Raw genomic sequence first — 11215 nt, 5'->3', positions numbered from 1 at the left:
ATGCGACCAACGACAACGCCCATATCGACCTTGCCGCCGGCAAGGTGACGCTGTCGGCGACAGCGACGGTGACGGACGGCGACCACGACACGGCGACCAGCACCGTGAGTGCCGATCTCGGCGGCAATATCGGCTTCGACGACCACATTCCGTCAGTGTCGGTGACAGCGGCTTCGGCGGTGAAGGCCGTGCTCGACGAGACAGCGACCTCGAGCGGCGTTGCCACGATCAACACGGGCGCAATCGTGAAGGGCGACGATCCCGATGTGTCGGGTTCGGGCTATATCTCGACAGCGACCAGCGTAGGAGCGCTGGTGACTGTGAGCGCGCTGTTCGGCGCGGATGGTCCTGCAGCTTCGGCGAGCACGGTCTACGCATTGACGGTGATGAACGCCAGCTCCGGCCTAACGCTGACGGACGGCTCGGCGATCAACCTGCAACTGGTCAACGGCGTGGTTGTCGGCGTTGTGTCCGGCGGCACGTTCAATGGCCAGGCGGCGTTTGCGATCTCGATCAATGCGGCAACAGGCGCGGTGACGGTCGAGCAGTATCTGTCGCTGGATCATCCGGCCGAAGCGACGGCCGGCAACGGCTTCAACAGTTACGACGAGACGCTGGCGCTTGCCAGCGGCAGCCTCGGCGTGACGGTTACGGTGAAGGACGGCGACAACGACATGGCGACCAGCAACACAGCCGATGTGTCGAACCAGATCACCTTCGACGACGATGGCCCGACGGTTCTCGACAGGACGGATCTCTATTTCGCCAACAGCGGGACCGTCAGCGGCACCGGTGTGTTCGACTACTCCATCGGTGCTGACGGACGCACGACGTACAGCAGCCTGAATTCTGACTTTGCCGCCATCACATTGGCCGGCACCGTGGCAGGAAACGCGATCACGTCGCCGACCGTAACCTGGGCGTCCGAGACGTCAACAGTGGCTGTCTTCAACCTCAGCTTCAGCTATCTCACGGGTGGAGTGGCCACCCAGGAAACGGGCACCATCACTTTCGACAAGGTGGCGGGAACTTACACCGTGGACTTGGCCGACCCGATCTCCGCGGTAACGATCAGCACAGTGAGCAATTCGTCTTCCATCGTCGGCTATCAGCCGGGATCCTCGACGGTTGACAACACCCAGCCGGATGTGGCGGTGGCCCAGGTCAATACAAACCTGTTCATCCAGTTCACCGGCTATGCGGAACAGGGTGCCGGCACTGATGCCAACAACCTGCAATCGGGTTCGATTGACGGCAGTACGCTTACCTATGTGAACGGAGAACTGCTCACCCAGAGTTCGGCATTCGTGTCCATCTCCGGAATAGCTAATGGCGTTGCCGGCGATACGATGGGCAAGGGAGAAGTCATTGACATGGACTTCTTCACCACGAACCCCACTGGATTTACGGGCCTGGCGCCCGATGCCCAGGTCGGTTCGATGTTCCTGAAATTCGATGGCATCGGGAACTCCGAAGACTTCATCGTCATCCTGAAACTCTACGACACGGTTGCCGGCACCTATACAACCAAGGCAATGTATGTCGAGAACGGCGACATCTTCAGAGGCGCGGGCCCTGGTCCGGGCATTTACTCCAGCGTAACGCTCGACAACAATGACGGCCTGCTGATCATCGAATCGAACGATTACAACGCTGCCGGTCAGCACTACGTGCTGGTGGGCGCACAAGTCACACCGACCGATGAAGGCATCACCGGCACGGCCATCAATCTCAACGGCGCCATCGGTGCCGGCGGGGCGAGCACCACAACCCAAAACCTGAGCTCCGATACCAATGATCTTGGGTTCAAGATCTCCGATATCGGCCTGGTCAGCACCACGACGACAGCCCAGAATGCCGATCTGACCTTCAACGTCACCGTGAAAGACGCGGACGGCGATACGTCACCGGCACAGCAACTGGACGTTCACGTTGTCAACGGTGTTACCTATACCGGCACGGCGGATGCCGAGACCATGCAGGGCACAGCCAATGGCGACACGCTGACCGGCAATGGCGGCAACGATATCCTGCAAGGGTTTGCCGGAGCCGATACTCTGAACGGCGGCGACGGCAACGACTTTCTCATCGGAGGTCTCGGCCAGGACACCATGACCGGCGGCACGGGAGCCGACACGTTCAAGCTCGACGGCCTGGACATCAAGGACCTCATTGTCGACTACAATGGCGGTGAGGGCGACAAGATCGACCTGACCGCGCTGTTCGACACGGCTCCTGGCGGCGCCAACATCGGCAACTTCGTGAACTACGATGCGGGGAACGGCGCCCTCAGTGTCGACACGAGCGGGTCGGGAAATCCGGCCAATTTTGTCGAAGTGGCGCAACTCGTGAACCATCCCGCGGCCAACACTATCACGTTGCTCTACGACGACGGGACAACCACGCATACGACCACAGCAAATCTGGTGTAGCGGCGTGGCGCTAAGCCGCTGGAACGTGCTATGTATTAGCATGTCATATATTGGGGATATCGAGGGGCATTCATGATGAAGCGTTCTGCAAGACTACTGGTTTCCACCGCCGCGCTGTTGCTGGCCGGATCGACGGGCTTTGCCGCCGACATCATCGACGGACCGACGGGCGACTATTGCCGTGTCGTGGGCACCTCCAATCTGGTGCTGACCGAAAACATCGTCGATCTCAAGGCCGAGGTGGTCAAGCTGATGGACGAATCGGTCGCCGTCGCCAACAGCTCGGAGTGGATCCATTCGGCCCGCCCGGCCTTCGTCTGGGCATCGGAGGCCAAGGTCGCCTGCGGCAAGGCCTATGGCTATCTGAAGACGAACTATCGCGACGAAGACTATCTCAACAAATGCGAGTGCTTCCACGATCGCATGGTCGAATACATGAACTGACCGGAAAGGCCAGGACACCGGCCGGCAGTCGATGAGAGCCAAGAAAAAGCTGTTTGGGGCGATCGCGCTGGCGCTCGCGGCGACCTTGTCTGGCTGCCAGTCGAAAGGCAGCGTGACCGAAGTGCTCGACCCGGCCCAGATCGCCGCGCCCAATGCGTCGGCGGGCATAGCTGCGGCCGGCCCGCCGCAGGCGACGCAGTCGCTCGGCACGGGCTCGACGAAGATCACCATGCTTCTGCCGCTGTCGGCCCCGGGGACCGCGGGACAGGACGGCCGCAAGATGTTCGACGCCGCCAGGCTGGCGATGACCGACCTCGGCAACAACCTCATCACGCTGACCGTCGAGGACACGCGCGGCGACGCGGGCTACGCCAAGGACCTGGCGGTCAAGGCGATCACGACAGGATCGAAGGTCGTCATCGGCCCGAGCGAACTGCCGGCCGCACAGAATATCGCCAAGCTGTCGGGCTCGAACCGGCCGCCGGTGCTGGCGCTGGCCGACAATTTCGCCGGCGGCCCCGGCGTCTACGCGGTGCGGCTCAGCGAAGCAGACAGCGCGGCGGCGGGTGCCGCGGCTGTCGCCACCAAGGGCGCCAAGAAATTCGTGCTGCTGGTCGCCGCGGGCGCCAATGCCGGGGCCGTGGAAAAGCGGGTCGCCAACGGCCTCAGCATCTATGGCGCCTCGCTCGCCGTCACCCTGCCCTATTCGCTGGCCGACGGCGGCGCCAAGGCGATTGCCGACATGGGCTCGCTGGTGGAAGCCCCGGACGCCGTCATCGTCGCCAGCGGAGACGCCAGCCCGGCGCCGTTGCTTGCCGCGCTGAAATCGAAAGGCATTCCAAGCAAGACGACATCGCTCATCGGGACCGACCGCTGGCTGGAGCACCCGATGGATCCGCTGTTCGAAGGCGCCTATATCGCGACCCTCGACCAGGGCGAGACCGGGGCGATCGCCGACCGCTTCAAGACGACGTACAACTACCAGCCCGACGTCAACGTCGCCTACGCCTATGACATGGTCGCGCTGACCGCGGGCATCGCCAGCGCCGTCGGCCCCGACGGCTTCAGCAAGCAGGTGCTGGAAAACCCGAGCGGGTTCCGCGGGTCGACAGGCCTGTTCCGGTTCCGGGCAGACGGATCCAGCCAGCGCTCGATGCCGTTCTACCGGGTTGAAAAGGGCGCGCTGAAGCTGGTCGAGAAGTCGACGTCGGGGTTTTGAGGGCTCCGGCCAGGTGAAGGAAGTTGGTTGCGTTTTGGTTCAGCCGGTCGCATTCTCCGGGTGGGAGCGGGGTCTGATTTGGACTTTCTCAGGCGGCTTTTCATTGTGGCGCTTGCTGGCGCGCTCAGCGCAGGTGCTGTTGCGCTCATCGAACGCCTGGTGCTTGAGCCTCCGAGGCCGACGGTCTCCGGCGAACCACCGCCTCTCCCCATCGTCAAGAAGAAGCCGGTGCGGCAATGGAAATGGCGCCTGACCTAGCCCTAGAACGACAGCGCTTCTCTGCTTCTGCAAAGCTCGCAGTCTTCTGCCTATGCTATGCCGGGCTCGCGGCCTACCTCTATCCCGAGACCTATTTTGCTGCGCTGGGCACCTACAGGCTGAGACTTCTCTACCTCATGCTGCCCTTCCTGATACTGCTCGGGCTTGCCATTGCCGCCATCATCAACCGGCCGCGCTCCCCGCTCAGCTGGTTGCGGGACAAGCTGAAGTCACGAGGCATCGGAGCGACGTGCACGCTCGGACTCTTCATTCTTTGTCTGGCTGCATTCACCGCCTTCAAGCACGAATTCTCGCAGATGGTGCCGTTCTTCGCCGACCAGATCCTGGCGAGCATCGACGTGGCCTTGCATTTCGGCGATCCTTGGCAATGGGCGCGCGCTCTGCCAATTCCGGCCTTTGCCGATCGGGCGCTCTATATCCTTTATGCGCATCTGTGGTTCGTTCTGCTTGCCGGCATCGTCGTCGTCGCAGCCTGGCTTGACGATGCTTCGAAGCGCCAGCGCTACTTCCTGTCGCTCACTGTCGTGGTGATTGTTCTGGGCGTGATCGTGAGGTTGGCCGCGTCCTCGGCTGGACCGATCTTCTACGACCGGATGTTTGAGTCTGACATGTTCGAAGACCTCATGGCATCGCTAAAGGCGAGCAATGCCGGCCCCGACATCCTCGTGATCGCCGACTATCTTTATTCGTCCTACACGACCCATAAAGCGTCGATCGGTACTGGAATTTCGGCAATGCCGAGTTTCCACGTTGCCATCGCTGTCCTGAACGCGCTTTTCCTCTGGAGCCTCAACCGATGGGCCGGCTTGATCGCCTGGATCTATGCAGGCCTTATCATGTTCGGCTCGATCTACTTCGGATGGCACTACGCCACCGACGGCTATCTGGCGATCGTCGCAACTGTGATGATCTGGCGATATAGCGGGCGCTGGGTAGGACAGAGCTAGTCAAATGGAGCGCGGGGACGCGCGCTCACCCAAGATCGACCCCGTGATCTTTCATGCGTGTCCAAAAGACAGGCCGAGCACTCGACAGTCGTCCCGCAAGAGCCCAGATGATTGGCGTCGCCAGCATGGAAGCGTATCCGTCGATCGCATAGTGCCAGGCAAGGTGCACAGCACCCAGCTGAATTGCGACCAGAAACGCCACGCCGGCCCAGCGCATCACGCCGCCAAAACGCCAGAGATAGATGGCGTTCAGCGTAACGACGGCAACATGCAGCGAAGGAAAGGCCGATATGCCGCTTCCCAGACGCGGACCATCCAGGCCGGCATTGGCAAGAAGCATGCCTTGGGCATCGAGTGCCCATACCGGAAAGGTTGAATCTGTCGCCTGCAGATAATTCATCAGCGGGACGAACGTCTCGTCGCCATAAAAGGGCATGAGGAAGGCTGGTCCCACCGAAGCAAACAGCGTTGCGGCAAGATTGCCCAGGAGGGCCCATGTGAGAACAAACGCGACAAGATATTGCGAACGAAGGCGTTGATTGCCAGTCGAGAAAGTGACGCAAAACAGCACGACAAGCATCACTATGAACCAAAGATTGTAGAGAAAATTCAAGGCGAAGGTCAGCAGCCCCGCGCCTAGCAGAGGATGCAATATCTGCCATGCATCATGGCCGCCATGGAGCGCTCTGTCGACGTTCATCATGGCCGTGTCGGCGTAGAACGGCACAATGCGGCTGATGCCAGCCTTCATACTGGTGAACAGTGAAAAAAAGACGGGCAGGATCAGCGCGACGGGAAGGCCCACGATGAGCCGCTCGGGCAGCTTATTGACCAGCAGGCGATCGCGCAGCGCCGGAAACAACCGCTGTGGCCGCTCGAGCATCACACGTGTCGAAATGACCGCAAAGAGGATAATGGTGACGCCGGATCCAAACAGCAGGAATGCATCGCTGTAGATCTGGAAGTCTATCGAAATGTGCCAATACGCAGAGGCCGCGAGCACCGCGAAAGCGTAAACGACGACCGCCACGAAAAATGGCCAATTGGCGCGCCAGACCATCAAACTGCCCCGAAATCCAAGCCACCCACCCATGGCAATGATGCAGTCTTCCAAAGCGAAAAGAAGCTGAACTGGCCGCGGACTGCTAGTTAAGCTGCTGCAAGATTCCGGAGCTGCCGGCCAAAACCAAACTCACATAGAACTGGAAGGCAATAGCGCCGATCGCGGCTGCCGATATTGGTACGCCGAATGGTATGACACCTTTCTGATCCATGTGCTGCACATAGAGACGAAAGGCCCCAGCCGGCAGCACAAATGGATTTTTCACGAGAAGCACCGAAACCAGTGCGAACACCAGCAGCAAGGCGGAAAACACGACGAGACCGGTGCCGCCGACCAGGAACGGCATGACCGCCATCAGCTTGACATCGCCGGCGCCGACCTTGCGCATGACCCAGAACGGGAAGAGCACGACAAACAGCAGCAGGCCGGCAAGCGCGCTCAGCCCCATGTCCCACCAGGATCCGGACGGAACGGCCAACAACAGCAGCGAGCCCAGACCCAGGCAAAGCAGTAGCAGCACGTTGCTGTTGGATATCTTCTGGGTGGTGAAGTCGACCCAGGCGACCCTCGCAAGCAGAGGGATGGCAAGCGCTTTCAGCAGCAGCGATGCGGCAAGCAACATGGAGGCGCTCTACCGCTCGACGTTCTGCACGCTGGAGGCCAGGAGCTTCAGATTGTTGGCCACGGTCGGATCTTTGGGCGCCAGCTCGTAGGCCTTGAGGAAGTTGGTGCGCGCATCCTGCAGCTTGCCGCGCAGCAGATAGGAATAGCCGACATTGTTGTAATATTCGGGTGTCCCGCCAATCAGCTTGAACGCCCGGCCATAGGCCCGGTCGGCAAGGTCGAAGCGATGGATGCGGTCGCTGCAGGCGGCGAGACCCAGCCAGGCAACACCGTCATTGGGCGCCAGTTGCGTCGCCTTGTAGAACAGGGCGCCGGCATTGCCGTAGTTTTCCGCGCGGAACTGGTTCTTGGCTTCGGCGACGGCCAGGTCGGAGGCATAGTATTCGACATCGCTGACCGTCTTCAGCCCGTCGAACGCATCGCCAAATGCAGTGACGTCGCCCTTGGAGGGTTCGTTGGTGCGAACAACACCGTCGGTGGCGTCCGTCTGGCAGCCGGCAATCGCAAGGATCAACAGGCCGGCTGCGGCCGCATTTTGCCATCTCATATAGTTTCCCCTAGGGATTCCCCGACGCCACATTAGAATCAAAGCGTGTGCATAACTAGAAGAAAATACCCTTCATGCGGATGATGATCGGCAACAGGACAATCATCAGAACCACCGGAAAGACGCAGATCCCCAGCGGGATCATCATCTTGACCGGAAGCGCATTGCCGCGTTCCTCTGCCCTAAGGATTCGACTGCTGCGCATCTCATCGCTATAGACTCGCAGAGCATCCGTCAGGCTGGTGCCGAGTTCCTCCGATTGGCGGAACAATATCGAAAGCGCCCGCGCCTCGTCGAGGCCAAGGCGGTCGGAAAGATCCCGGAGACCCTCGCGCAACGGCTTGCCGGCGCGCAACTGCAAAACCATTATCGCAAGCTGTATCCCCAGCCATTTGTGCGTGCCGGCCAATTCCTGGCTCACCCGCTCCACGGCGGCCTCCAGGCTCATGCCGGCATCGGCACAGGTGATCATCATGTCCATGAAGTCGGGAAAACCCCGCCGATAGGTCTCCTTCTTTGCATTCTCGAAGCGATCCAGCGCGACGCTCGGAATAACCAGACAGGCGAGGCCAAACAGAGCGGCGGCCGCGAATATCAGAACCCCCGGAATTTGCGGCGGGACCACCGCAAGCAAGCCGGTGTACACTCCCAGAAAGCCGACGGCGACAGAGCCGATCCGGGCCAGTGTATAAAATAGCGGAGCGCTGGCCTGGTAGAATCCGGCACGAAAGAGCTTTGCTTCAAGGGCGTTAGGCTCGCCTCGCTCTTTTTCGACCGATCGGAAGTAGGCATCGACCGGTCGTTGCGCTGCAATCTTGGCGAGCTGCTCCTGGCCGACCAACGACCGACGGCTGGCAATGCCTTCGGACTTCAAGCTTTCAGTCACCAATTTCCGGGTCTGCAAGGCAGGCCGGAAAATCAGCGCGCCGAACAGGAACAGCGCCATCGCTGCCAGGAAGACTGCGATGGAAACCAGAAATCCCAGATCCTGGGTATCCGAAAACAGGTTTATGGCTCGCTCCCGTCAGAAATCGAAATTGACCATTCGGTACATGATAAAGTCACCAAGCAACGCCCAGAGTCCGAAGATCAGGAACGCCGGCATGAGGAGTGGACTGTTCCACACAGCCCCGTAGTAGCTCGGCGCGATGACCATCAGCAGGCCGAGCATGACGAGCGGAAACAGCGAGATGATCCATGCCGACATCCTGCCCTCCGCCGACAATGCCCGGATCTTCAGGCGCAGTTTCTGCCGCTCGCGCAGCACGGATGAGAGATTGGCCAGGATTTCCGTGAGGTTGCCGCCGGTCTTGGCTTGAATGGACAGCGATACCGACAGCAGATGAAGTCCCTCGAACCCAACCCGCTGCGAAAGTTTTCGGACCGCCTGCTCCAGGCTGAGGCCGAATGTGATCTCGTCGGAAACGATGCCGAATTCGGTGCCGAGCGGGTCAGGCATTTCGCGGGCCACGAGTGCGATCGCCACGGTGGTCGGATGCCCGGCCCGCAGCGAACGGACGATCATGTCCAATGCGTCGGGAAGCTGGCCCGCGAATTTCACGATACGGTTGTTGCGTGCGCGCCGAAGCAGCAGAAGCGGCAGAGCAAATCCCACAAGCAAAAAGACGAGGAGGCCTATTACCGACGAAAACCCGAGAATCAATGGCAAGACCAGCGCCAGCACCAGTCCTGCCAAGAGGAACATTACGGCGAAAGCCAGCGGATTGCCGGTGATGCCCGACTGCGTGTAGAGCCGGTTCAGGGCGACCATGCCGAAGATAAAATCGCCTGAGTCCGTCAACCCGCGTTCGCGCAGCAGGCCTTGCAGCGTCTTTTCGGCCGGCGCTTCTTCCGCCAGACGCTGAAGACGCCGGTTTACGACGCCGGCTCGGACGCGCCGCGATGCGTAAGATACATAGAATGACTCGGCGGCGAGGATCACCGACGCAGCGGCGAGCACGTAGATGAAGTAAAGTAGGGTCTGGCCGGTCGGCATCAGAGAGGAACCTGCGGATTGAAGGCATCCTTGGCAAACTGATGCCCTAGCATCGCGACTTCCTGGGCAAAACGGGGACGTACGCCGGTAGCGCGAAAATCGCCGATGATCTTGCCTTCCGCGGTCACATCGCGGCGAACGAAATGGTAGATTTCCTGAAGCTGGACGACGTTGCCTTCCATGCCGGTCAATTCCGATATGGAAACGACCCGCCTGCCGCCATCGGAAAGGCGCTGCGTCTGCACGATGATGTCGATGGCCGACGCAATCTGCGCCCGGATGGATTCGTGGGTCATCGGCATGCCCGCCATGCCGACCATCTGCTCCAGCCGGGATATGGCGTCGCGCGGCGTGTTGGCATGGATGGTGGTCATCGAGCCCTCATGGCCGGTATTCATGGCCTGCAGCATGTCGAAGGCCTCCTCGCCGCGAACCTCGCCGACGATGATGCGGTCGGGCCGCATGCGCAGTGCATTCTTCAGCAGTTCGCGCTGGCGAACCTCGCCCTTGCCCTCGACATTGGGCGGGCGCGTCTCGAGACGGCCCACATGCGGCTGCTGTAGTTGCAGTTCCGCCGCGTCCTCAATGGTGATCAGGCGTTCAGTGCCCGGAATGTAGCTCGACAGCGCGTTGAGCAAGGTCGTCTTGCCGCTGCCGGTACCACCCGAAACCAGAATCGACTTGCGCGCCTGCACCGCGATCCGCAACAAATCGACCATGGGGGGGCGGATCGAGTTAAATGCAACCAGGCGCTCCAGTGAATAAGGATGCTTGGAGAATTTGCGGATCGACACCAGTGGGCCGTCGACCGAGATCGGCCGCACCGCGATGTTGACGCGCGAACCGTCTGCAAGGCGTGCATCGACCATCGGCGCGGATTCATCGACGCGGCGGCCGATGGCCGAGACGATCTTGTTTATGATGCGCAGCAGGTGCGCTTCGTCGCGGAAACGGATCGCGGTTTCCTCGATCACGCCACGGCGCTCGATAAACACGCGGTTGTGGGTGTTGATCAGAATGTCGGCGATCGAATCGTCCTTGAGCAGCGGTTCGATCGGCCCCAACCCGAGCATCTCGTCGGCGGTATCGCTGGTCAGCTGGTCGAGTTCTCGCGCATTCAACGGCACGGCGCGAGCGCGAACGAACTCGCGCACGATCGGCCGGATCTCGTGCAGGATCTCGTCCTTGGATGCCGTTTCCAGAACCGCAAGATTGAACCGCTCGATGAGATGCCTGTGCAGATCGACCTTGAGCGTCAGAAACTCATCGCCGTTTGCCGCGATCTCCGCAGCAGGTGCCGCAACCGGCTGCAATAGCGCCGGAGACAGTTGCTCTACCTGACGCTCACTTGGTCCCTTGATGAAGCGGCCTAACATGTCGCTCGAGCCCCCCGAGAATCCCCAAGGTTGGAAACTAAGCGTTAACCACGCATGGCACAAGCGCCGAGCGCGGCCGAAAGGATCGAATACTTACAACATAGTTAAGACGAGACCCCAAAAAAATCGTTTTATTTCGAGGGTGTGTATCCAGGGGCACACCTCATCTCCAACCTCACGAAACGTTTCGCCCTGCAACGTGCAAATGTGTCGCCGCGGACCCTCGGTAAACCCTTACATATAAAGGACTATGCACATACCCTAATATGATGGGGCTTCCGCCAAGAG

10 protein-coding genes are annotated in these 11215 nt (G+C 60.4%); 4 read left to right on the top strand and 6 right to left on the bottom strand.

Annotation, left to right across the window (positions count from 1 at the left end):
• Positions 1-104 precede the first annotated feature (104 nt).
• The 4 genes from ACFX5Q_RS22830 (at position 105) to ACFX5Q_RS22815 (ending at position 5321) form a co-directional block, all read left to right on the top strand.
• Positions 105-2432, top strand: a complete 2328-nt coding sequence (locus tag ACFX5Q_RS22830; RefSeq protein ID WP_404281612.1) for a DUF5801 repeats-in-toxin domain-containing protein — start codon at positions 105-107, stop codon at positions 2430-2432.
• A 75-nt stretch (positions 2433-2507) separates the two neighbouring features.
• Positions 2508-2876, top strand: a complete 369-nt coding sequence (locus ACFX5Q_RS22825; RefSeq protein ID WP_404281621.1) for a hypothetical protein — start codon at positions 2508-2510, stop codon at positions 2874-2876.
• A gap of 31 nt (positions 2877-2907) precedes the next feature.
• Entirely contained in the window at positions 2908-4095 is a 1188-nt protein-coding gene (locus ACFX5Q_RS22820) for an ABC transporter substrate-binding protein (protein WP_404281610.1), read from the top strand.
• Positions 4096-4337: 242 nt separating this feature from the next.
• The gene (locus tag ACFX5Q_RS22815) at positions 4338-5321 is read left to right on the top strand and encodes a phosphatase PAP2 family protein (RefSeq protein ID WP_404281608.1); all 984 of its coding nucleotides are present in this window, start codon (positions 4338-4340) and stop codon (positions 5319-5321) included.
• A 25-nt stretch (positions 5322-5346) separates the two neighbouring features.
• On the opposite strand, the gene ACFX5Q_RS22810 is transcribed toward ACFX5Q_RS22815, so the two are convergent.
• The 6 genes from ACFX5Q_RS22810 to ACFX5Q_RS22785 all read right to left on the bottom strand — a co-directional run bounded on the left by ACFX5Q_RS22810 (position 5347) and on the right by ACFX5Q_RS22785 (position 10927).
• Positions 5347-6381, bottom strand: coding sequence for a phosphatase PAP2 family protein (locus tag ACFX5Q_RS22810; protein WP_404281606.1), 1035 nt, complete (start codon positions 6379-6381; stop codon positions 5347-5349).
• A gap of 85 nt (positions 6382-6466) precedes the next feature.
• Positions 6467-7006, bottom strand: a complete 540-nt coding sequence (locus tag ACFX5Q_RS22805) for a prepilin peptidase (protein ID WP_404281604.1) — start codon at positions 7004-7006, stop codon at positions 6467-6469.
• Positions 7007-7015: 9 nt separating this feature from the next.
• Positions 7016-7555, bottom strand: coding sequence for a tetratricopeptide repeat protein (locus tag ACFX5Q_RS22800; protein ID WP_006200895.1), 540 nt, complete (start codon positions 7553-7555; stop codon positions 7016-7018).
• Between the two features lie 55 nt (positions 7556-7610).
• Positions 7611-8501 (bottom strand): type II secretion system F family protein, encoded by an 891-nt coding sequence (locus ACFX5Q_RS22795; protein ID WP_404281601.1) that lies wholly within the window; start codon positions 8499-8501, stop codon positions 7611-7613.
• 78 nt (positions 8502-8579) lie between these two features.
• Positions 8580-9551 carry a type II secretion system F family protein gene (locus ACFX5Q_RS22790; RefSeq protein ID WP_404281599.1) on the bottom strand — a complete coding sequence of 324 codons (972 nt, stop codon included), beginning with the start codon at positions 9549-9551 and terminating at the stop codon, positions 8580-8582.
• Entirely contained in the window at positions 9551-10927 is a 1377-nt protein-coding gene (locus ACFX5Q_RS22785) for a CpaF family protein (protein ID WP_404281597.1), read from the bottom strand. Before ACFX5Q_RS22785 ends, ACFX5Q_RS22790 begins: the two co-directional genes overlap by 1 nt.
• Positions 10928-11215: the final 288 nt, after the last annotated feature.

Source organism: Mesorhizobium sp. IMUNJ 23033 (genome assembly GCF_044778005.1).
Classification (GTDB): domain Bacteria; phylum Pseudomonadota; class Alphaproteobacteria; order Rhizobiales; family Rhizobiaceae; genus Mesorhizobium; species Mesorhizobium amorphae_A.
This window is presented reverse-complemented; position numbering and strand designations above follow the sequence as displayed.

Excerpts from the sequence above, each read along its gene's own strand:
- ACFX5Q_RS22805 (WP_404281604.1), bottom strand. The coding sequence starts at position 7,006 with ATGTTGCTTGCCGCATCGCTGCTGCTGAAAGCGCTTGCCATCCCTCTG.
- ACFX5Q_RS22785 (WP_404281597.1), bottom strand. The coding sequence starts at position 10,927 with ATGTTAGGCCGCTTCATCAAGGGACCAAGTGAGCGTCAGGTAGAGCAA.
- ACFX5Q_RS22815 (WP_404281608.1), top strand. The coding sequence starts at position 4,338 with ATGGCGCCTGACCTAGCCCTAGAACGACAGCGCTTCTCTGCTTCTGCA.
- ACFX5Q_RS22810 (WP_404281606.1), bottom strand. The coding sequence starts at position 6,381 with ATGGTCTGGCGCGCCAATTGGCCATTTTTCGTGGCGGTCGTCGTTTAC.
- ACFX5Q_RS22820 (WP_404281610.1), top strand. The coding sequence starts at position 2,908 with ATGAGAGCCAAGAAAAAGCTGTTTGGGGCGATCGCGCTGGCGCTCGCG.
- ACFX5Q_RS22790 (WP_404281599.1), bottom strand. The coding sequence starts at position 9,551 with ATGCCGACCGGCCAGACCCTACTTTACTTCATCTACGTGCTCGCCGCT.
- ACFX5Q_RS22800 (WP_006200895.1), bottom strand. The coding sequence starts at position 7,555 with ATGAGATGGCAAAATGCGGCCGCAGCCGGCCTGTTGATCCTTGCGATT.
- ACFX5Q_RS22825 (WP_404281621.1), top strand. The coding sequence starts at position 2,508 with ATGAAGCGTTCTGCAAGACTACTGGTTTCCACCGCCGCGCTGTTGCTG.
- ACFX5Q_RS22795 (WP_404281601.1), bottom strand. The coding sequence starts at position 8,501 with ATGGCGCTGTTCCTGTTCGGCGCGCTGATTTTCCGGCCTGCCTTGCAG.